12 protein-coding genes are annotated in these 22,459 nt (G+C 62.1%); 6 read left to right on the top strand and 6 right to left on the bottom strand.

Translation table 11 applies throughout. The features are described 5' to 3' along the window. Positions 1–357: 357 nt before the first annotated feature. Positions 358–5,967: a putative Ig domain-containing protein gene (locus tag VMP31_RS21425; protein ID WP_325509725.1), complete on the top strand. Its 5,610-nt coding sequence runs from the start codon at positions 358–360 to the stop codon at positions 5,965–5,967. Positions 5,968–6,229: 262 nt separating this feature from the next. Here VMP31_RS21425 and VMP31_RS21420 read toward each other — a convergent pair whose 3' ends face one another. The 3 genes from VMP31_RS21420 to VMP31_RS21410 are packed head-to-tail and all read right to left on the bottom strand — an operon-like array spanning position 6,230 to position 10,666. Beyond that, entirely contained in the window at positions 6,230–7,579 is a 1,350-nt protein-coding gene (locus VMP31_RS21420) for a TolC family outer membrane protein (RefSeq protein ID WP_325509724.1), read from the bottom strand. 2 nt (positions 7,580–7,581) lie between these two features. Beyond that, positions 7,582–8,952, bottom strand: a complete 1,371-nt coding sequence (locus VMP31_RS21415) for an HlyD family type I secretion periplasmic adaptor subunit (protein ID WP_325509723.1) — start codon at positions 8,950–8,952, stop codon at positions 7,582–7,584. Then, positions 8,945–10,666: a type I secretion system permease/ATPase gene (locus tag VMP31_RS21410; RefSeq protein ID WP_325509722.1), complete on the bottom strand. Its 1,722-nt coding sequence runs from the start codon at positions 10,664–10,666 to the stop codon at positions 8,945–8,947. Before VMP31_RS21410 ends, VMP31_RS21415 begins: the two co-directional genes overlap by 8 nt. A gap of 214 nt (positions 10,667–10,880) precedes the next feature. Here VMP31_RS21410 and VMP31_RS21405 point away from each other — a divergent pair, with 214 nt between their 5' ends. From VMP31_RS21405 to VMP31_RS21395, 3 genes are all read left to right on the top strand, one after another. Next, positions 10,881–11,030 carry a hypothetical protein gene (locus VMP31_RS21405; RefSeq protein WP_325509721.1) on the top strand — a complete coding sequence of 50 codons (150 nt, stop codon included), beginning with the start codon at positions 10,881–10,883 and terminating at the stop codon, positions 11,028–11,030. Positions 11,031–11,640: 610 nt separating this feature from the next. Next, complete coding sequence (locus VMP31_RS21400) at positions 11,641–13,281, top strand: VRR-NUC domain-containing protein (protein ID WP_325509720.1); 1,641 nt, start codon at positions 11,641–11,643, stop codon at positions 13,279–13,281. Beyond that, on the top strand, positions 13,278–15,575 hold the full coding sequence (locus VMP31_RS21395) for an ATP-dependent DNA helicase (RefSeq protein WP_325509719.1): 2,298 nt from the start codon (positions 13,278–13,280) through the stop codon (positions 15,573–15,575). The genes VMP31_RS21400 and VMP31_RS21395 overlap by 4 nt, the downstream gene beginning before the upstream one ends. Before the next feature lie 43 nt (positions 15,576–15,618). Here VMP31_RS21395 and VMP31_RS21390 read toward each other — a convergent pair whose 3' ends face one another. Continuing rightward, positions 15,619–16,533: a LysR family transcriptional regulator gene (locus VMP31_RS21390; RefSeq protein WP_325509718.1), complete on the bottom strand. Its 915-nt coding sequence runs from the start codon at positions 16,531–16,533 to the stop codon at positions 15,619–15,621. A 138-nt stretch (positions 16,534–16,671) separates the two neighbouring features. Here VMP31_RS21390 and VMP31_RS21385 point away from each other — a divergent pair, with 138 nt between their 5' ends. Beyond that, positions 16,672–17,406 carry an SDR family oxidoreductase gene (locus VMP31_RS21385; RefSeq protein ID WP_325509717.1) on the top strand — a complete coding sequence of 245 codons (735 nt, stop codon included), beginning with the start codon at positions 16,672–16,674 and terminating at the stop codon, positions 17,404–17,406. Positions 17,407–17,500: 94 nt separating this feature from the next. Further along, a complete protein-coding gene (locus tag VMP31_RS21380; protein ID WP_325509716.1) occupies positions 17,501–17,710 on the top strand; it encodes a 4-oxalocrotonate tautomerase family protein in 210 nt (69 codons plus the stop codon). An 84-nt stretch (positions 17,711–17,794) separates the two neighbouring features. On the opposite strand, the gene VMP31_RS21375 is transcribed toward VMP31_RS21380, so the two are convergent. Both VMP31_RS21375 and VMP31_RS21370 read right to left on the bottom strand, forming a co-directional pair. Next, positions 17,795–21,394: an EAL domain-containing protein gene (locus VMP31_RS21375; protein WP_325509715.1), complete on the bottom strand. Its 3,600-nt coding sequence runs from the start codon at positions 21,392–21,394 to the stop codon at positions 17,795–17,797. Further along, complete coding sequence (locus VMP31_RS21370; protein ID WP_325509714.1) at positions 21,370–22,455, bottom strand: chemotaxis protein CheB; 1,086 nt, start codon at positions 22,453–22,455, stop codon at positions 21,370–21,372. The genes VMP31_RS21375 and VMP31_RS21370 overlap by 25 nt, the downstream gene beginning before the upstream one ends. Positions 22,456–22,459: the final 4 nt, after the last annotated feature.

Here is a 22,459-nt window from a genome sequence, read left to right as displayed (position 1 = left end):
AGCATTGAGCTTGTCGCGCTGGTTTATTCCAGCCACACGGCATAACTCAGTCACGCTGAACCGCTCATTCAATTCACCGATCAAAGCTAACGATCAATCGAACACTTATCGTCAGTCACATCAATGCTGCCTTTACTGCCGTCTTCGCGAGCAAGCTCGCTCCTACAAGGGCATCGCTAGACGCTAAGAATTCGTCAATAGAACGTCACTTTTGTTTTGGCGCGCATCTAATTGTTGTATTTATGACACTTTCCGATAGTCGGTCACAACTTTTTCGCTCCGCTGGGTCATATCACCGTAGCCGCCGATGGCACATTGGCATATGCCGTGGTTTAAGCCCGATATGGAGATAAGTTCATGATTTTTAACGTACAAGATTTTGGAGCCATAGGAGATGGCATCAGCGATGACACGGCAGCGATACAAAGCGCGATTGATGCGGCGGCCGCGGCAGGCGGCGGGCAGGTGTATTTGCCGACCGGGACTTATATCGTTTCGGCAGGTGAGGAACCGTCCGACGGCTGTTTGATGCTTAAAAGCAACGTCTACCTCTACGGCGACGGCATGGGTGAAACCACTGTCAAGGTGGCCGACGGCTCCGACACCAAGATCACGGGCATCATCCGCTCGGCCTACGGTGAGGAAACCCACGACTTCGGTGCCAGCCACCTCACCATCGACGGCAACCGCGACAACACCACAGGCAAGATAGACGGCTGGTTCAACGGCTTTATTCCAGGCCGGGAAGGTTACGATTCCAACGTCACCCTCGACAGCGTCGAGATCAAGGATTGCTCCGGGTACGGTTTCGACCCCCATGAGCAGACCGTCAATATGGTCATCAAGAACAGCGTGGCCCACGGCAACGGTCTGGACGGTTTCGTCGCCGACTTCCTCAGCAACAGTACCTTCGAAAATAACATCGCCTACAACAACGACCGCCACGGCTTCAACGTCGTCACCAGCACCCACGACTTCACCATGACCAATAACGTTGCCTACGACAACGGTGCCAATGGCATTGTGGTGCAGCGGGGCAGCGAGGACATCCCCTCCCCCATCAACATCACCATTACCGGTGGCGAGGTGTATGGTAACGGCGGCGAAGGTGTGCTGATCAAACTGTCCAGCTACGTGACCGTCAGCGGCGTCGATATTCACGACAACGGCAGCGCCGGGATTCGCATCTACGGCAGCACCCACGTCGAAGTGACCGACAACACGCTTAACAACAACTCCCTGGCCAACCCGGTCCCGGAAATCATCATCCAGTCCTACGACGACACCCTGGGCGTGTCCGGTCGATACTTCGACGGCAGCGACAACCTTATCCAGGGCAACATCATCAGCGGCAGCGATCTATCGACCTACGGCGTCGCCGAGCGCAACGAAGACGGCACCGATCGCAACGCCATCATCGCCAACACCATCAGTCATACCAGCAAGGGCGACACGCTGGTCTATGGCGACGGCAGCTATGTCAGCGCCACGGTGCCGACCACCACCGTACAAGGCACGGCTGACAATGACACCCTGCTGGGCAGCAGCGCCAACGAGATTTTCTACGGCGGTGCCGGCGACGACACCATCGATGGCGGCGCGGGTGACGACATCCTGGTAGGCGGCGCAGGCCTCGACAGGCTCACCGGCGGCAGCGGTGCCGATACGTTCCGTTTCGCCAGCCAGTCCGACAGCTACCGCAACGCCACCACCAGCTTCAATGACACCATCACCGATTTCGATGTTACCCAGGACAAGATCGACCTCGCGGATCTGGGCTTCACCGGTCTGGGCAACGGCCTAGGTGGCACACTGCAGATCAGCTACAACGCCAGCAGCGACCGCACCTACATCAAGGATTACGACGCCGACGCCAGCGGCAATCGCTTCGAGCTGATTCTCTTGGGTAACCTGACTGAGACCCTGACCGCCAGCAACTTCATCTTCAACCGGGTAATCACTGGCACCAGCGGCAGCGACTCACTCATGGGCAGCGAATCGGCCGACACCCTGCTCGGCCTTGAAGGCAACGACAGCCTCAGTGGCGGCGCGGGCGACGACAGGCTCGACGGTGGTGCCGGCAAGGACACCCTCACCGGCGGTACCGGGGCGGACACCTTCGTGTTCTCCAACCGCCTGGACAGTTACCGCAACTACAACCCTGAGGGTGCCAACCTTAGCGATGTGATCACCGACTTCGATGTCACAGCCGACAAGATCGACCTGTCCGCCATGGGTTTCACCGGCCTGGGCGATGGCAAGAACGATACGGTGTACGTGCTGCTCAACAGTGCTGGTACCAAGACCTATATCAAATCACTGAGCACCGACGCCGATGGCAACCGCTTCGAAGTGGCGCTGGACGGCAATTACCTCAACACGCTGACCAGCGCCAATTTTGTCTTCGCTACGTCGTCGCCGACCAATCAGGCTCCAGTGCTGGCAACACCGCTGCTGGATCAGAACGCGACCGAAAACACCCCATTCAACTACGTGGTACCGGCCACCAGCTTCACCGATCCGGACAACGACAGCCTCAGCTACACCGCCACACTCGCCAATGGCAGCGCCCTGCCCGCCTGGTTGCTCTTCGATGCCGCTAGCCGCACCTTCAGCGGTACACCCAGCGACACGGCCTCGGGCACTTATGCCATACAAGTCACCGCGACCGACGGCAGCAACGCGACCGTCAGCGATAGCTTTACCCTCGCGGTGCAGGATGTGCCCGGTGCCCCCATCGTGATCAATGGCACGCCGAACAGCGATACGCTGACCGGCACCGCGGCCAACGAGCAGCTGTTCGGTGGTGCCGGTAACGACACCCTTAATGGCGGTGCCGGCAACGACATTCTGGTGGGCGGCACTGGCGCGGACAAACTCACCGGTGGTGCGGGTGCCGACGTATTCCGCTACACCTCGGCGCTCGACAGTTACCGCACCAGTACCACCAGCTCCAGTGACCTGATTCTCGACTTCGACGTGGCCGCCGACAAGATCGATGTGTCGGCACTCGGCTACACCGGCCTGGGTAACGGCCAGGGCGGCACGCTGCTGGTGTCCTACAACAGCTCAAACAACCGCACCTACCTCAAAGACCTCAACGTCGACACCAACGGCAACCGCTTTGAACTGTCGCTGGCGGGTAACCTGGCCAACAGCCTGACAGCCAGCCATTTCGTGTTCGCCGACCAGAACACCCCCAGCAACGTGGCACCGGTGGTGGTCATTCCCCTCCTCGACCAGAACGCCAGCGAAAGTACGCCTTTCAGCTACACCGTTGCCGCCGACAGTTTCAGCGACGCCAACCAGGATGTACTGACCTACACCGCAACCCTGGCAGACGGCAGCGCCCTGCCCGCCTGGCTGAGTTTCAATGCCGCCAATCTGACCTTCACCGGCACGCCGCCCAGCACCGCTTCAGGCAACTACAACCTGTTGCTCAAGGCCACCGATCCGTCAGGTGCCTCGGTCAGCGACAGCTTCGCCCTGGCGGTCGCCGATGCGCCCGCCAACACCATTACCGGGACCCACAACGGCGAAACCCTCAACGGTACGGCGGACGCGGACCTGATTCTCGGCCTGGGTGGCAACGACACCATCAGGGCCGGCGGCGGCATGGACATCATCGACGGCGGCGCGGGACGCGACTCGTTGTATGGTGGCGACGGTGCCGACACCTTCCGCTACACCGACGTGTTCGACAGCTACCGTGACTACAGCGCCGGTGGCGTCACGGCCACCGATACGATCTATGACTTCACCGTGGGCGTCGACAAGATCGACGTCTCCAGCCTGGGCTTTCTCGGCCTCGGCAATGGCAGCAACGGCACGCTGTACATGACCCTGAACTCGGCCGGCGACAAGACCTATATCAAATCCAGCGAAGCCGACGCCAACGGCAATCGCTTCGAAATCGCCCTCATCGGCAACTACCTCAATACCCTGAGCGCCGATGACTTCGTGTTCGGCGAGCGCGCCCAGCAGGACATTCTCTACCTGCCGACCCTCGGCCAATCCAATGCGCGCCTGCTGCGCATGACCGAGGACGACGATCAGTCCGGCACCTCGATGCTGGTCAATGACTTGAGCCGCTACACCACCTATGACGTGCGCAGCCAGTTCACCGATGCTGACGGCAACGGCATCGATATCGCGGTGGGCGGCAGCACCGTCAACGGCCTGTCGACCCTGGGTGTCGAAGAACTCAAGTTGTGCTGGTGGCTGACCGACACCAACCAACCCGGGCCTGCGCTCCTGCGCGCCGTGACGTTGTTGCAGGATCAGCTTAGCGAACTGCGGTCCATCGATAACGTCACCATGGGCATCGTTTGGGGTCAGGGCGAGGAAGCCGCCCAGGAGATCGCCCGCGCCACCGATAAGCCCGCAGCAGCTGCTGCCTACAAGGCCGCGACGCTAGCGGTATTTGATTACCTGCACGCTCAATTCGGCAGCTTCAATGTGTACATGATGGAGACCGGACATTACGCGCAGGACGCTGCGCGCGCCCGTGGCTATTCGGAAGAAAAGATTGCCGACATTGTCGAGGGTGTCGGCTATGTCCGCGCCGTTCAGGAGGCCATCGCCGCCGAGCGCGCCGATGTGAAGCTGGCGGTGGACTACACCGACCTGCCCTTGCGCTACGAAGTCGACCCGCTGGTGTACCCCGACGACGTCTGGCACCTGCATGAGGAATCGGCAGAGATTGTCGGCCAGCGCCTGGCGGACTACATCGCCGATGACCTGGGCTTCCAGGGCAACCCTGACGATAACAACAGTGTGCAGGACATCTTCGACGAGGCACAAAACGAAGGCGGGATGATTTTCGGTACCGACCAGGCGGACACCCTGGTCGGTAGCTCGGGCAACGACACGCTGGACGGCGACCTCGGTGCCGACACCATGACCGGTGGTGATGGTAACGACATCTATGTGGTCGACAACGCGTTCGACAGCGTGGTGGAAACCAACACCTCGACCGCGCAGATCGATACGGTCAAAGCCTCGGTCAGCTGGACGCTGGGGGCCAACCTCGAGAATCTGGTGCTGACCGGCGTGTCGGATATCGACGGCACCGGTAATGAGCTGCGTAACTTCATCACCGGCAATGCCGCCAACAACGTGATCGATGGTGCAGCCGGAGACGACAGCATGAGCGGTGGTGATGGCAACGACACCTATTACGTCGACAACGTCGGCGATAGCGTGATTGAAACCAACAGCGACTCGGTGTCTGGCGGGATCGACACTGTGCACAGCAGCCTGGCGGCCTACACGCTCAGCAAGAATGTCGAGAACCTCTATATCAATACCCCTGACGCCGCCAACGGCACGGGCAATGCGCTGGATAACACGCTGTACGCCGGAGCCGGCAATAACGTGCTGGACGGGCGAGAAGGCAATGACACGGTCTCCTTTGAACGTGCCATGGCCGGGGTCACCGTCACCCTCTCGACATCCGCACAACAGAACACCCTGGGTTCCGGGCTCGATACCCTGAAGTTCTTCGAGAACCTGACCGGCAGCGCCTACGCCGACAACCTGACGGGCAACAGCGGCGCAAACGTTCTGAACGGCGGTGCCGGCAACGATACGCTGGTGGGCGGCTCGGGCGATGATCGGCTGATCGGCGGCGAAGGCACCGACACCCTGACCGGCGGCACTGGCGCGGACACCTACGTGTTCGGTGCGCTGGCGGACATGGGCGTGGGCGCGTTGCGCGATGTGATCAAGGGCTTCAAGAGTGCGGAGTTCGACCAACTGGACTTCACCGGCCTGGATGCCAACCCGCTGACTGCCGACTTCGACGCCTTCACATTTATCGGCAGCAATGCCTTTGCCAGCGACGCCACCGGCCAGCTGCGCTTTGCCGATGGCATCCTCTACGGCAGTGTCAATGCGGACGCCAGCGCCGAATTCGAAATCGAACTGGTGGGCGTCAAGGAGCTGCACGCCAGCGACTTCGCCTGACAGCGGGCTTGCTCGTGAAGGCGGCGGTACATTCGGCATGGAGGCTGACTGACCCAGCGCTTTCGCGAGCAAGGGTTAGGCCTCCCGCTGCTCCTACAAGGGGATTTGCAGCACCAGAAATATCGAAGGCAACCACCGACCAAATGTAGGCGCGGGCCATGCCCGCGATGGTGGCGGCACATTCAACATCGATGCGGCTGACCCACCGCTTTCGCGGGCATGGCCCGCTCCTACAGAATGCGCACTACATGACGCCCACCCGTTAAAACAGGCTTTGCACCTGCTCCAGGACCGCGCGGTTCATCTGGCCGGTGTGGGTGTGCAGGCTTACATAGCTTTGCAGCATGTCGAGCTTGGTATTGAGCAGGTCGCGGCGGGCCTGAAATACCCGCTGCTGCGCATCAAGAATATCCACGGTGGAACGCACGCCACCCTGGAAGCCTTTCTCCGTCGATGTCTGCGCCCGCTGACTGGATTCCACCGCCCGCTGCATTGCCTTGCTCTTGGCAAACCCTGCCACCACGCCCAGGTAATCGGTTTCGATATCCTCGGCCAGTTGTTGACGCTGTACATCGTAGTCAGACTGAGCGCCCGCCAGTTGTGCTTCGGCCTTGGCCACCGAGGCGCGTACCGCACCGCCGCGATACAGCGGAATATCCAGCTGCACCCCCACGTAATAAGTGTCCTGGCGCGGGTCGAGCTCCTGGTACTGGCGGGTTTCCCGGCGGGTGAGCTGGGTGGTCAACGACAGGGTCGGATAATGCCCGGCGCGCTGAGTTTCGGCCTGGGCCTCGGCCACTTGCACCGCCGCCAGTCGGGCCGCCAGCTCGGGGCTGGCCTCACGGGCAATCGCTGTCCAGTAAGGCAGATCCTGCTCGGGCGGGATCGGACTACCGGCGGCGGGTTCCTCGCGCATCGGCTGGATATCATCGATGGGCACACTGGCGCGCCCGGACAACGCCCGCAACGCAGCCACGCGGCGGGCCTGGGCTTCGGCCTCCTGGGCCTCCAGCAGATCGAGTCGCGCCTGGGCTTCATCGATATCGGTGATCGTGCCTTGGCCGCCCTCAAAGAGTTTTTTGCTCTGGATAAGCAAGCCGTTGATGGCGACTTTCTGCTGGGCGATCAACTTGATCTCGTTCTCAGCCCGGGCGACGTCGAAATAGCCCTTGGCAACCCGGTCGTACAGGGCCTGGTCGGCGACGTCGAACAGCTGACTGCCCAGCTGTCCACGGGCCTTGCCCTCCTGATAGGCCGCCCAGCGGCCCTTGTCGTAGAGCGGTTGTTGCGCCGCCAGGGTGACGTTGTTGGCCTGGTAATCGTTGCTGTTGACGTAACCGCCGTCATCGCCGCCATCAGTCCGTCCGCCGTTGCCGTAACGCGAGGTCAGCGACACTTGCGGATAGAGGCCGCCGCGGCCAATCGCCTCTTCATGCTTCGACGCATCGAAAGCATGGGCCGCTGCTTGCACGGTCGGGTCGTTGAGGCGCGAGGCGTCGTACGCGGCCGTCAGGCTCAGGCCTGCCTCGTTGGCCCAGGCGGGATTGAGCACCGCCCAACCGCTACACAGGCTTAGCAGCACACGGGTGCTATAGCGACAACGATCGGTCATGCTCATTCCTCTTTGAAGGCCACAAGCAAGCGTTCGCGAAAAGGTTTCATCAGGTAATTCATAAAGGTGCGCTCCCCCGTCACCACCGTGACATCGGCGAGCATGCCTGGTCGCACCAGCAGCCCGGCGACCTGTAATGAGGCGGCGGTGTCGGCGGCAATCTCGACCTTGGCGGAGAAGTACGGCAGGTGCGTCTGTTCGTCAATCAACTGGTCCGCCGACACGGTAGTCACCGTGCCGGTAATGGTCGGCGTATCCACCCGCTGCAGCGCGGTGAAATGCACATGCACCGGCAACCCCGGGCGCAATTTATTGGCCATCAACGGCTCGAAACGCGCGGTGATGGCCATCGGCGCATCCAGCGGCACCACCTGCATCAGGGTTTGCCCGGCCTGCGCAACGCCTCCGACGGTATGAATGCTCAGGTCCATGACCTGCCCGGCCACCGGTGCCCGGATCGCACCGTGGTCGACTTCAAACTGCAAGGCACGGATCTGATCGGCCAACCCTGCGGCCTCGGCAGAGACCTCGCTGAGCTGGGTTTCGGCATCGCGGCGAAACTCCTGTTGCGCCTGCAACGCCTTGAGCCGGCTCTCGTTGATCGCCTGGCGGGTCCTGCCGACATCGCCTACGCCGGTGGCAATCTGCCCTGCCAGCTGTGCCGCGTTGCGCTCGGCCTCGAAGAGCTTGTTGCGCGGCACGTAGCCTTCACGGGCCAAATCCCGCAGGCCGCCCAGCTCCTGCTGCTGGAAGCGCATCTGCGCGTCGTAGTTATGCTTGACGCCCTCGTAACCGAGCAATTGCTGCTGCAAGGCCGCCACTTCGTGCTCGACGATCTGCAAGCGGCTGCCCAGCTCCGCGCGACGGGTCAGAAACAGCTGGCTTTGCAAGGCCATGGCCGCCTTGACCCGCGGCTCCTCGGCACGTTCCAGCAGCTCAGCGGGCCACTGGATCTCGGCGCTGCCAAGGCGCTCGGCAATCAAGCGCGCCTCGATGCTGCGGTCGTTGAACAACTTGCCCCGGGTCACGTCCAGTTGCGACTGCGCCTGCACGGTATTGAACTGCACCAGCAACTGTCCCTGGCTGACGCGATCGCCATCACTGACCAGCAGCTTTTCCACCACCCCGCCGACCAATGACTGCACGGCCTTACGCTCCCCCGCCACCACCACGGTGCCGCTGCCCACAACGCCCTGATCGAGCGGCGCGAGAAAGGCCCAGAGCAAAAAGCCGCCCAGGGTCAGGAGCACAAAACCCACACCATAGCGCGCGGCACCACTGGCGTCGGTGCTGGCCTTGGGCAGCGTATTGGCGCAGCCCACACTCAGCCCCTGCTCGCTGTAGGTGTGTGTACCCGGAGTCAGATCACGCATCTTCGCCAGCCTCCCTTAACTCGGCCGGTCTGGGCCCCGGCATCAAGGCCTTGAGCACCCGCCCCCGTGGGCCGAAGGCTTGTTGGGTGCCTTCCTTGAGCACCAGGATATGGTCGACCACTGCCAGCACGTTGGGCCGGTGGGTGATCAATACCACGGTGCTGCCGGCGCTCTTGAGCACATTGATAGCCTGCACCAGCGCCAACTCACCGGCCTCGTCGAGGTTGGAGTTGGGCTCATCGAGGACGATCAGCGACGGCTGCCCATAAAGTGCCCGGGCCAGGCCGAGACGCTGTTTCTGGCCGCCCGACAAGCCAAGTCCGCCGGGGCCCAGCGGCGTGTCGTAGCCTTTGGGGAAGCGCAGAATCATCTCGTGAATACCGGCGTGACGGCCGGCAGCGATGATCTTGTCGGCGTCCTGCTCGCCGAAACGGGCGATGTTGTCGGCCACGCTGCCATCGAACAACTCGATGTCCTGCGGCAAGTAGCCGAGATGGGGCCCCAGGGCGTCGTGGGACCATTGGCTGATTTCTGCGTCGTCCAGGCGCACCGACCCGCCCATGGCCGGCCATATCCCGACCAACGCCCTGGCGAGGGTCGACTTGCCACTGGCGCTGGGACCGACAACCGCGAGTACTTCGCCTTTGGCCAGGCTGAAATTGAGGCCGCGCAGAGTGGGTTGCGAGGCACCGGGCGGGCCGACATACAACTGTTCCAGGCGCACCGCGCCGCTGGGCGGTGGCAATGGCATACGCAGCTGCTCGCGCGGATGCTGGGCAAGCAGTTGGCTCAGGCGCTGGTAACTCTGGCGGCCGGAGTTGAATTGCTTCCACGAGCCAATGGCGATCTCCACGGGGGCCAGGGCACGCCCCAACAACAGCGACATGGCGATCATCATGCCCGCCGACAACTGCCCATCGAGCACCAGCAAGGCCCCCAGGCCCAGGGCCAGCGATTGGCCGGAGATGCGCACAAAACGACTCGCCGAAGTAATCCGCGCACTGCGGTCGCTGGCATGGGCCTGGGCGGCAATAATGCGTTGTTGCAGCAGGCTCCAGCGCTGGCGCAACGGCCCGAGCATGCCAAGGGCCTGGATCACTTCGGCATTGTGCAAGGTGCTGTTTACATAGACCGCCGACTGCACACCCAGGCGATTGGCCTCCCCCAGCGGTGCTCGCGTCGCCAGCTCACCCCACAGCGCCAGGCCGATCAGCACCAGGGCCAGAACCAGCGTCAACACGCCGAACCAGGGATGAAAGATAAAGGCCACCAGCAGGAAGATTGGCAACCACGGCGCATCGAGCAAGGCGATCAGGCCCTGGCCGGTGATCAACTGCCGCAGCGTCGCCAGATCGCTGAGCACCTGCGCCGGGTTGGCGTTGTGCTCGCGCAGGCTGCGGGCGAAGGCGGCGTCGAAAATCCGCTCGCCCAGGGCTTCGTCCAGCCCCGCGCTCATGCGAATCATCACCTCGCCGCGCACCCATTCGATCAGGGCGCTGAACAGAAACAGCCCCAGGACGATCAGGGTGAGCATAAGCAAGGTGGTTTCGTTGCGGCTGGTAAGAACCCGGTCGTACACCTGCATCATGTAGAGCGCCGGCACCAGCACCAGCAGGTTGATCACGCCACTGAACAGCGCCAGCGACCAGAACACCCGGCGATAGCTTAATAAAGCGGCATCAATCTCATGCCGAGGATCGAGAAGCAAACCCATAAAATGTCGCCCGCAAAAGGAAATAGTGGGTCCAAGACGCAATCAATCGCGAGCGTTTTGCCCTAAGACATTGGAGAAAACACTAACCGTAGCCTGACGTGCCCGATCCTCGGCATTACGGTGCCCCTTGTTGACAACGCAACCAGCGGTTAGTGCCGGCGCGACGGGGTGGGTTGGCATCTGGGTGACCGGCGGGACGCCACGAACAAGGCGAGTGACTAACCCGCGGTATCACCGCGGCCAGCCGAGCCTGCAGGGCATCAACCACCTGCTGATCACCCAGGACGCCGGCGTGGCCCAGCGGGCGCAATTGCACGCGGCCAGCCATTTCGCGTCTAGTTGGCGCGCAGCGGTCGCCAACTAGAGGTCCGGACCGGACGCGGTAATGGATACGCAGATTGCTCAGCAAGGCTTTCTCACGGCCCTACTCGCCGCCAGTCACGATATATCCCGGGAACTGGGGCATACGGGCTCGCCTTCCGGCCTATAAATTCCAAGGCTGTGTGCGTTGTATTGCCAGGAGCGATTTGCTCCCTTCCGAACTGAGAAGCGGGGGTTGCCAAACACGCCAGGTGTGCAGGCTTAAATGGCGTCCCCTAACCCTCTCCCCAAAGGGGCGAGGGGACTAATCTGCGTAAGCCGGACAATCGCGCAACAGTTAACAGGTACGTAGCCAATCCAAAACGGCAAACTCCTTTTGCATCGGACGTTTGCGGCTCGCAATAGGTAGGGTGCGCCGTGCGCACCAGGGCCGGCTGCATTTTTTGTGCGCACAGCGCACCCTACGGGTGCAACCCTGCTTGTCCTCAAGCCGGGGCAATTAGCTGCAGATTAATGCTGTATAGATAAACAGCACAGGCTAAACTCTACCCGGCCCTTATCCCAACCGCATTCCCTGCGCCCTCCCCAGCCATTTGCATTGCCCGCCTGGCGAGGCGCGATACCTGACTATGCACACAGCATCCGGTACGCCCATGCAGTCGCAACTCGATCCGCGCTTCTATTACCTGGCGAATTTCCGTCAGGCCCTCACCTGGCTGCAGGAGCGCTATGCCGATCTGTTGAGTGAGGCCGAGCATGAGTTTGTCCGGCAGTTCTTTGCCATGGACACGCCTGCCCAGGCCCTGCTGGTACGGATAATCATGCGCAAGGGCAGCCACTTTCGCTTGAGCAAGCTCAGCTATGAGGAAATCGGCTGCGCGCGCCTGGCGGCAACGCCGCTGCTCGACGCGGGCTGGGTGCGGCATGACGCCGAGCTGTGCCTGGAAGAGCTGTTCAAACTGCTGCGCAAGGATGAAGTGCTCCAACACCTGGCGGGCCCCACTTGCAGAAAATCGCAGAACAAATCCGAGTTGCTGGCGCAACTGGCCGAGGCCTGTGCCGAGCCGCGCGCCTTTGCCGCCTGGTGTCCGGGCAGTGAGGAGCAGATTGTCTCCCTGACCATCGACGCCCTGTGCGAGCGTCTGCGCCTGATGTTCTTCGGTAACCTGCGCCAGGACTGGTCCGAGTTCGTCCTTGCCGAGCTCGGTATCTTTCGTTATGAGCGCGTAGAGCTGACGCCCGATTCACGAGCCTTTCGCCACCGCGCGGATGTGGACTGCTACCTGCATTTACAGCGCAGCCGTGAACAGTTCGAGGCCGGCGAGCCGCTTGCCAACGTGCTACAACAGATCAGCGCCTTGGTCTGCGATACCCCCTTCCTGGCCGCGCGACGTAACAAGCTGTTGTTCCGCATGGGCCAGCAGTTGGAGCGCGAGGCCGACTTGGAAGGTGCGCTGGCGTTTTATACCGACTGCCGTTATGTCGGTGCTCGCCTGCGGCAGATCCGCGTACTGGAGCGCCTGGGCCGCGCCGAACACGCCTATAAGCTGACGCTGCAGGCCGCCCAGGCACCGGAAAATGATGCCGAAGCCCAGGCGGTGGAACGTGCCTTGACCCGACTGGCCCGCCAGCTCGGGCAACCGCAACCTGGTAAAGCCAAGCCACTACCGCCGGCACGGATTGACCTGAGCCTGCCAAGGCCTCAGGCGCAGAGTGTCGAGTTTGCCGTCAAAGCCCATCTGCATGAGCCCGACGCGCCAGTGCATTACGTCGAGAACAGCCTGATCTGCAGCCTGTTCGGCCTGCTCTGTTGGCAAGCCATCTTCGCGCCGGTGCCGGGGGCGTTCTTCCACCCGTTCCACACCGCACCGGTTGACCTGCTCAGTGCCGACTTCCATACCCAGCGCGAAGAGTTGTTTGCCAATTGTCTGGCCCACCTCGACTCGGATACCTACAAGCAGGTGATCCGCGAAAACTACGCGGCCAAATTCGGCATCCAGTCGCCATTCGTATTCTGGGCCGCGCTGGATCAGACCTTGCTGGAACAAGCGCTCGACTGCCTGCCCGCCGCGCACTTGCGGGCCTGGTTCAAGCGCCTGCTGCTGGACATCAAAGCCAACCGCGCCGGCATGCCTGACCTGATCCAATTCTGGCCGGCCGAGCAGCGCTACCGGATGATTGAAGTGAAAGGCCCCGGCGACCGCCTGCAGGACAACCAGCGGCGCTGGCTGGCCTTTTGCGCCCAGCACGGCATGCCGGTGGATGTCTGTTACGTGCAATGGGCAGACGCGTGAACTTTCAGGTCGCGGTGCGCGCGCTGTGCGAGTTCACCGCCAAGGTCGGCGACCTCGACTTGCGCTTTACCCCCTCGCCCACCGCCCAGGAAGGCATGACCGGCCACGCCATCGTGGTAGCCCGACGCGGCCCGACTTATTACGCCGAATTGCCATTGAGTGGCGCATACCAGGGTTTGCAGGTACGCGGCCGGGCGGACGGTTACGACCCCGAGGAAAACCTGCTCGAAGAGATCAAGACCCACAGGGGCGATATCAGCCGTATCCCGGAAAACCATCGCCTGCTGCACTGGGCCCAGGCCAAGGTCTACGGCTGGCTGCTCTGCTGCGAACGCGACATGCCAGAGATCAATCTGGCGGTGGTCTACTTCAACGTCATTACCCAGCATGAAACGGCCTTCCACCTGACCGTCAGCGCGGATGAGCTGCGTGAGTTTTTCGAGCTGCACTGCAGTCGCTATATCCGCTGGGCCGAGTACGAGCGTGAGCATCGCCACCAACGCGATGAAGCCTTGGTGCGCCTGCGCTTTCCGCATGCCGAGTTTCGCAGCGGCCAACGCCAGCTGGCCAACCAGGTCTACCGCGCCGCGCGTGACGGTCACTGCCTGATGGCCCAGGCCACCACGGGCATTGGCAAAACCCTCGGCACCCTGTTTCCGCAGCTCAAGGCCTTCCCCGAACAGCAGCTGGATCGGTTGTTTTTTCTTACCGCAAAAACTCCCGGCCGGCGCCTGGCGCTGGATGCATTGGCCACCCTGCGTAGCCAGGAAGAAGCGATGCCGCTGCGGGTGCTGGAGCATGTAGCGCGCGACAAGGCCTGCGAGCACCCCGACAAAGCCTGCCATGGCGATTCCTGCCCGCTGGCCAACGGCTTTTACGACCGCTTGCCCGCCGCCCGCCAGGCCGCACTCGAAGGTCAATGGCTGAGCCATGAAAGCGTGTGCGCAACCGCCCTGGCGCATCAGATCTGCCCTTATTACCTGAGCCAGGAGCTGTGCCGCTGGGCCGATGTGGTGGTTTGCGATTACAACTATTACTTCGACATGGGCGGCCTGCTGTACGGCCTTACGCTGCTCAATGAATGGCGCATCACCCTGCTGGTGGACGAAGCCCACAACCTGATTGAGCGCGCGCGCGGCATGTACACCGCCGAGCTCAATCAACAGCGCTTTGAAGCGCTGCGGCGCATTGCACCGAGCGTGATGAAGGCCCCGCTGGAGCGCATCAGCCGGCACTGGCGACAGCTGGAGCGCGACCAGGAAGTGGCGTATCAGGTGTACCCCACCGCGCCGGACCTGTTCGTGATGGCGCTGCAAAAGGCGGTCAGCACGCTCACCGATCACCTCAGCGAGCAGCCGGCTGGCAATGCCGCCGAGCTGCTGCACTTCTACCTGGACGCCATGTTGTTCTGCCGCCTGGCCGAAGCCTTTGGCGCGCACTCGCTGTTCGATATCAGCCGCGATGAGAGCAGCGGCCAGTCGGTGTCGACCCTGTGCATCCGCAATATCGTGCCCGCGCCGTTTCTCGCCCCGCGCTTCGACGAGGCGCACAGCTGCACGCTGTTTTCCGCCACCCTGAGCCCGGCGAATTATTACGCCGACCTGCTCGGCCTGCCGGAGGAAACACCCTGGATCGATGTGGAGTCGCCCTTCAGCGCCGAGCAGTTGCATGTCCAGGCTGTCAGCAACCTGTCCACCCGCTATGCCCATCGCGACTACTCGCTGGCCCCCATCGCCGCCTTGATTGCCCGCCAGTACGCGGAAAAACCGGGCAACTACCTGGCCTTCTTCAGCAGTTACACCTACCTGCAGGCGGCGCTGCAGGAGCTGCAGATGGCGCATCCGCAGATCCCGGTCTGGCAACAGTCACGGCAAATGGATGAAAACGAACGCCAGGCCTTTCTCGAGCGTTTTTCCAGCAATGGCCGCGGCATCGGTTTTGCCGTACTGGGCGGAGCCTTTGGCGAGGGTATCGACCTGCCCGGCGACCGCCTGATCGGCGCCTTTATCGCCACCCTCGGCTTGCCGCAGATAAACCCGGTCAATGAAGAGATCAAGCAGCGGATGGAGGTGATGTTCGGCAGCAACAACGGCTACGGCTACACCTACCTCTACCCGGGCTTGCAGAAGGTGGTGCAGGCCGCCGGCCGGGTTATTCGCACCGTCAAAGACCAGGGCGTGGTCTACCTGATCGATGATCGCTTCAACCAGCCAGCGATCCGTAAACTGCTGCCCACCTGGTGGAAGGTGGATCGCTGCCGCTTGCCGTTGCACAACGAGATAAACTCCCTTTAGCCAGCAACAGTGTGCCGCTCCAGGGTCGTTACAAGGGCAGCAGTCACCACGCCTGCTTCTTGTCCATGATGAAATTCACGAACGCGCGTAGACGCAACGGCATATGCCGGCTGTGGGGATACAGCAGGGTGAAGGGGCGCGAGCGTCCGGAAAATGGCTGAAGCACTTCCACCAGCGAACCCTTGGCCAACTCGCGTTCGACGATAAAGCGGTAGGTCTGGAACAGGCCCGCGCCATGCTTGGCCAGGGTCACGCCAGCCAGCACGTCGTCGGCACAGAGGTAGCCGCCGTTGGTCAGCATTTCCCGCTCCTTGCTGCCTTCGTTGAACAGCCAGGTGATCGGCCGGCCGCTGCTGGGCAGTTCGAACTGGATGCAGTCATGCTGCTCCAGATCATCCAGGGTCAGCGGGGTGCCCGCCCGCGCCAGGTATTCGGGGCTGGCCACCACCACCAGCCGGGCATCCTCCAGCGGACGTGCGATCAAGGTCGAGTCCGGCTGAGCACGTACGCGCACGGCCATGTCATAGCCTTCGGCGACAAAATCGATATTGCGGTTGCTCAGATGCACCTCGACCTGAACCTTGGGGTAAAGCCGGCGAAATTCGGGCAGCAGAGGCAATAACCGATGATGCCCATAGGTGGTGGGCAGGCTGATGCGCAGCGTACCCGAAGGGTCCAGCTGCTTGCCCGTTACCTCCCGCTCCGCTTCCACCAGCTGCGTCAGGGCCTGGCGGCACTGCTCGTAATAGCTGCGCCCGCCGTCCGTCAGGCGAATGCTGCGGGTGGTGCGTACGAATAACCGCGTCCCCAGGCGTTCCTCGAGGCGCGCGACCGAGCGACTGACGGCGGCCGGCGTTACCCCTGCAGACAGCGCAGCAGCGGTGAAGCTGCCCTCTTCCGCCGCGAGGCAGAACAGCTCGATGCTGCCCAGCAATACATCGTCGAATTGTCGTCGCACGATTGATTACACCATGTATCAACTGAAGTTTTAAAAACCCTATTTATCAGCACATCAAGCAAAAATATAGTCCATCCCAACAGCGCACCACTCGCTTACTTGCGCTGAGAAAGCCTTCAATCCTTTCAGGAGAACTCCATGAGCACTCGCAGAACCGTTGCTATCACCGGTGCCTCCAGCGGCATCGGTCTCGGCCTGGTCAAGGCCTTCCTCGCCAGCGGCTTCAACGTGATAGGCAATGCCCGCTCCGAGGTGGGCCTGGCCGAGGCCAGCGCCGCACTCGGCAATCCACAGGGCTTTATCGGTGTGACAGGCGATATCGCCACGCCGCAAACCGCCGAACGCATCTTTCAGGCGGGTATCGAGGCCTTCGGCCAGGTTGATGTGCTGATCAACAATGCGGGTTTCTTTCTGCCAAAGCCCTTCGTCGAGTACAGCCCGGAGGATATCGAGAACCTTCTGCAAACCAATCTCAAGGGGGTGATCTACGCTTCCCAGGTGGCGGCGGCCCATATGATCGGGCGCAAGCAGGGACGCATCATCAACATCACCGCCGCGATCGCGCTGCAGCCCAACCTGGCGGTGCCGGCGGCATTGCCGGTGCTGATCAAGGGCGGGCTGAACCAGTTCACCCGCGCGCTCGCCCTGGAGCTGTCGCCGCACAATATCCAGGTCAACGCCGTGGCGCCGGGAATCATCGAAACCCCGATGCACGACCCGGCCACCCACGGCTTCCTCAATGGTCTGCAACCGGCCGGGCGGATGGGACAGGTCAGCGAAATCGCCGATGCGGTGCTCTATCTGGCCAACGCCCACTTCACCACTGGCGTCGTTCTGCCGGTGGACGGTGGCATGAGCGCCGGTAAGTGGTAGCCCTACTGAACTAAATACAACGATCACCTTCCTGGGGAAGTGCCACACAGCCTCCCCAGCCCTCCCCAGCCCTCCCCAACGCAGGAGCAATACCATGCCTTTTGTTAACGTTCGTATCACCCGTGATGGCGTAACCCGCGAGCAGAAAGCCCAGGTCATCCGGGAAATCACCGAGACCCTGGAGCGCGTGCTGAACAAACGCCCGGATCTCACCCATATCGTGATCGAGGAAGTCGACACCGATAACTGGGGCTATGCCGGCATAACCACAACCGAGTACCGCAGCAGAACGCCCCAGGGCTGAGGGGTTGCTGGGCCGGCCGCTGCGGCCGGCCCAGCTTGATAAGGTCTTCGAGCGTCGCCGGCCAATACGGCGCACTCGTTCATATCACCGAGCGCCGCCAGGCAGGCTGTGCTGCAGACTCAACAGCTGCTCGCGCATGCGCTGGTTATCCTGTTGCAGTTCACGCTGTTTGAAAGCCTCGCGCACCTGTTCGCGCAGGTCGTCGACAGCCCAGGGCTTGGTGATAAATCGGTAGACCACCCCTTCGTTGACGGCCTGGAGGATGGCACCTACCTCGCTGGAACCGCTTAGCACCATACGGATGACTTCTGGATAAAGGGTCTTGAGCCGACGCAGAAAGTCCACCCCGCTCATGCTGGCCATGCGTATATCGGTCAGCACCACATCCACCGGATAAGTCGCCAGTATTGGCAGTGCATCAGCATCACTTGCGGCGGTGAGGATGCGGTAGTTTTCCAGGCGCAGTTCGCGCTGCACGGCCGCGAGGATGCTCGGTTCATCGTCGATCAACAGCAGATAGCGCTCCTGAACCTCGATGATGTTGTCCGGCAGGTGCAACTCCGCCCCGCCCTGGAGCAAGGCCAGGCAGGCCGGGGGCGGCAGAGGCGGCGAATAGTAGTAACCCTGCAGCTCGTCACAGCCGGCGCGGCGCAGAAAGCCCAGTTGCTCGGCGGTTTCCACCCCTTCGGCGATCACCTTAATGCCCAGGTTATGGCCGATGGAAATCATCGAGCGCACCAGGGACGCGCTGTCGGGCTCCAGGTGCACATCGGTGACGAAGCTGCGGTCGATCTTCAATTCACTGAAGGGGAAGCGCTTCAGATAGCCCAGGGATGAATAGCCAGTGCCGAAATCGTCGATGGAGAACCGAATACCGATGGCGCTGAGTGCCTGCATCTTCAAAAACACCTCATCGGTGTTGGTCATCAGCATGGTTTCGGTCACTTCCAGCTTGAGGCTGGCCGGTGCCACCCCGTAACGCGCCATGGTTTTCTGCACTCGGTCGATAAAGTCGGTCTCCATAAAGCTGATCGCGGAGAAGTTAACCGCGATGCTCAGGCCCGTCATCAGGTCTTTCCAAGCTTGCAGCTGACGGCACACGGCGTCGAACACGTAGTTGTCGATGCCGACGATCTGGCCGGTTTCCTCGGCCAGTGGAATAAATTCGTCGGGCGGCACCAGCTTGCCCTCGTGCTGCCAGCGCACCAGCGCCTCAAAACCGCACAGACGGCCGCTGAGCAGATCAAGCTGCGGTTGATACACCAGGCAGTACTCGCTGTTCTGTAGGGCCTGACGAATTTCCCGCTCCAGTTGCAGGCGCCGCTGCATCTTTTCATTCATTTGCGGGGTGAAGGCGCAGATGCGATTACGCCCCTGGTGCTTGGCCTGATACATGGCGGTATCGGCATTGCGCAGCAGGGTGACGACGTCGGTGCCGTCATCGGGGAAGCGGCAGAAGCCGATGCTGCAGCTGACCACCAGTTCCTGATCGTCGAGCAGCAACGGCTCGGCGATCAGCTGTTGCAGCTTTTGCAACTGTTCCAGCCAACCGATGCGCTGGTCGCGATCGACCATCAGGATGACGAACTCATCGCCCCCCAGGCGCGCCACGGTGTCGACTTCCCGTCTGCTGCGCTGCAGGCGTTCGGCGACCTGCACCAGCAGCTGGTCGCCGGCATTGTGGCCGAGGCTGTCGTTGATCACCTTGAAGTGATCCAGATCCATAAACACCAGGGTGAACTGGGCACCGCTGCGGCTGGCGAAGGCAATCGCCTGGCGAAGACGGTCGTTGAGCAGGTTGCGGTTCGGCAAGCCGGTCAAGCCGTCGTGGTTGGCCTGGTGCTCCAGTTCTTCCTGATAGCGCTTGCCCTCGGTGATGTCGTGAAGAATGCCGACAAAGTGGCTGACCTTGCCGCGGTCGTTGATCACCGGGGCGACTTTCAGGTCATTCCAGAACGCCGAACCGTCCTTGCGGTAGTTGCACAGCAGCGCACCGCCCTCCTCTTGGGCCCGCAGCGCCCGGCGGATATGCTCCAGGGCGGGCTGGTCGGTGTCGGTGCCTTGCAGAAAGCGGCAGTTGCGCCCTTCGACTTCATCGCGGCGATAGCCAGTGATGCGCTCGAAGGCAGGGTTGACGTAGACGATAGGCTGGTCTGGCTGTTCGTTGTCGGTGATGACGATGGCGTTGACGCTGGCCTCCACGGCGCGGGTGCGAATGCGGATCTCCAGGTCGCGGCGGCGCTGTTCGGTGACGTCCTGAAGCACCGCGATGGCCCCCTGCCGCACCCCCTGTTCGTCTACAAAGGGCACGGCCGAATTGAGGATGGTCTTGTCGGTACCGTCGAAGGCTTCGATGTCGATTACCTTGTTGCGCGTCGTTTTGCCTTGCTGAACCGCCCGCACCAGCGGCCAGTCCTCGGTTGCCAGAGCCTGGCCGTTGTCGGCCCAGAAGCCCTGGTAGCGCGGGTAGTCGACCAGCTCGGTGGGATGCTTGCCGGCCCAGATCAGCCCGCTTTCGGGGTTGCTCATGATCAGCCGGCCGTTGCGATCGGCGACCAGAACGCCCACCGGCAGGCTGTCGAGAATCTTGCGCAACAGCGCCTCACTCTGGCCCAGCGCCCGGGTGCGTTGCTCCACCAGCTCCTCCATGCTTTCGAACAATCGCGCCCGGCCCAGGGCCATGGCCAGCTGGCGACCGATGGAAGCCAGGGCCATGAGCGGCTCTTCGGCCCAGGGCTGGCTGTTGCGTCTGACTACATTGAGCATGCCGACAATCTCGCGACCCAGCAGCAACGGGATACTGGCATGGCAGCCCTCGCCCGCCTGCTGGGCCAGGGCCGGGCAGGCGCTGATATTGCTGGGTGTAGCCAGATGATCGCTAAGCCAGGCATGCCGGCACGGGCAGTTGTCGGTACAGGCGCTCAGCCGTTCGAGGCTGTAGTCCGCGCCGCGGCCGCTGGCCCCAGCCAGGCGTGCCGACTCTTCTGCCTGGTCGGTATCGGTCAACAACAGCCAGGCCGCCACCGCCTCGGGAAACTCCAGGATGCGCTTGAGCGCCGCATCTATTACATGCTGTTCGGTCTTGGCATCGGTCAGGCCGCTGGTGAAGTGGAACAGGCAATTGAGCAGCGTGTTGCTCCGGGCCAACTCGTCGTGTTTGGACTGCAGTTCGTGATTCAGGCGCACGCCCTGCTCGTAGGTGGAAATCAACAGATCGAGGATCTGCTGGCGGCCGGCGGTAATAAAGTGCCGCTCGCCCTCCAGCATTACCTCCACGCCCATCTGCACGCGCTCATGGCTGCGCAGCTCAAGGTTGACCAGAAAGTAGCGGATGCGCGACATCAGATACTTCTCGTCGTACGGCTTGACGATAAAGTTGTCCGCCCCCGAGGCCAGGCCGTGCACCACATCGCGGGCGTCGGCCAGGTGGGTCACCAGAATCACCGGGATGTTGGCCGTAAGTTCGTTGCTCTTCAGTTGCCGGCAGAGTTCGTAGCCATCCATTTCCGGCATGACGATATCGCTGATAACGATGGTCGGCCGGCGTTCGGCGACTTTGGCCAGGGCTTCGACACCATTACGGGCAATGCGTACCTGGCAACCAGAGGCTTCCAGCAGGTACTGCAGTTCGGTTGCCTGCGTCGGGCTGTCCTCGACTATCAGGATTTCAGCGTGGTCGTACATGACGCACCTCCTCCTTTACCCGCCTGTTCTGTGGCCTCTTGCCGAGCCAGCGCATTGAGCGTAGCGGCAATCTGTTCCGGGCCAAGAATCTGGCAGGCGGCCTGCATATCGATGGCAGCTCGCGGCATCGAATCGATGACCGCGCTGCCGGGTTCCTGCACCAGGGTCAGCGCACCCTGGCGGCGCAGTTCGGCCAGGCCCACAGCACCGTCGCGGCCCATGCCGGACAGCTGGATACCAATGGCGCGGTTGCCCAGCCGCCGCGCCACGGAATTGAACAGATGGTCGATCGACGGACAGAACTGCTGCTGGGCCGTGCCCTCCTGCAACTGTACGCGCGGCTCCGCATTTACCCCAAGCTGCTTGCCATCGGGTGCCAGATAGAGCACTCCGGGCTGCAGCAGCTGGCCATCCTCGGCGATCTGCACCGAAAACGACACCAGGCTAGCCAGCCACTGACAGAAACTGGGCAGAAAGCCCGTGCTGATGTGCTGCACCAATACCATGGGCCAGGGTGGAACCTGCTGTAACCCCTGCAACAGGCTTTTCAGCGCCACCGGACCGCCCGCCGAAGCCCCGATGGCGACCAGCCGCGGGGCGGCCTGGAGTATCGGCTTGGGTACTGGCGAGGTCTTCTGCGGCTGCGCCGCCGGGCGAGGCCGGCGCACCACCTTGATCTGGGCCAGGCTGCGCAGCGTACGTAATAGCTCATCAATGCGCTGTTCGAAATCCGGCGCATTGAGCCCGCGGGGCTTTTCCACCACGGCCAACGCGCCCACAGCCAGTGCGCGCATGGCGGTGACCGCATCATTGGCATTGGCACTGGCGGTCAGCACCACCACCGGCAAGGCATAGCGCTCAAGAATCCGCCCCGTGGTTTCGTAGCCGTCGATACCAGGCATATGCACGTCCATGGTCACGATATCCGGGGTGTAGCTCTCCAGCAGCGTCAGCGCCTGCTCACCGCTGTCGGCCGTGCACACCTCGAAGCCGGCGTCTTCGCAGACCGAACGCAGCAGCAAGCGCAGCACCGGCGAATCATCGACTATCAGTACACGCATGGTT

The sequence above is a fragment of the Pseudomonas sp. genome (genome assembly GCF_035512415.1).
Lineage (GTDB): Bacteria > Pseudomonadota > Gammaproteobacteria > Pseudomonadales > Pseudomonadaceae > Aquipseudomonas.
This window is presented reverse-complemented; position numbering and strand designations above follow the sequence as displayed.

What these genes read in the sequence shown, in the direction of transcription:
- VMP31_RS21370 (WP_325509714.1), bottom strand. Translation starts at nt 22,455, where the DNA reads ATGCGTGTACTGATAGTCGATGATTCGCCGGTGCTGCGCTTGCTGCTG.
- VMP31_RS21425 (WP_325509725.1), top strand. Translation starts at nt 358, where the DNA reads ATGATTTTTAACGTACAAGATTTTGGAGCCATAGGAGATGGCATCAGC.
- VMP31_RS21380 (WP_325509716.1), top strand. Translation starts at nt 17,501, where the DNA reads ATGCCTTTTGTTAACGTTCGTATCACCCGTGATGGCGTAACCCGCGAG.
- VMP31_RS21400 (WP_325509720.1), top strand. Translation starts at nt 11,641, where the DNA reads ATGCAGTCGCAACTCGATCCGCGCTTCTATTACCTGGCGAATTTCCGT.
- VMP31_RS21385 (WP_325509717.1), top strand. Translation starts at nt 16,672, where the DNA reads ATGAGCACTCGCAGAACCGTTGCTATCACCGGTGCCTCCAGCGGCATC.
- VMP31_RS21420 (WP_325509724.1), bottom strand. Translation starts at nt 7,579, where the DNA reads ATGACCGATCGTTGTCGCTATAGCACCCGTGTGCTGCTAAGCCTGTGT.
- VMP31_RS21410 (WP_325509722.1), bottom strand. Translation starts at nt 10,666, where the DNA reads ATGGGTTTGCTTCTCGATCCTCGGCATGAGATTGATGCCGCTTTATTA.
- VMP31_RS21415 (WP_325509723.1), bottom strand. Translation starts at nt 8,952, where the DNA reads ATGCGTGATCTGACTCCGGGTACACACACCTACAGCGAGCAGGGGCTG.
- VMP31_RS21375 (WP_325509715.1), bottom strand. Translation starts at nt 21,394, where the DNA reads ATGTACGACCACGCTGAAATCCTGATAGTCGAGGACAGCCCGACGCAG.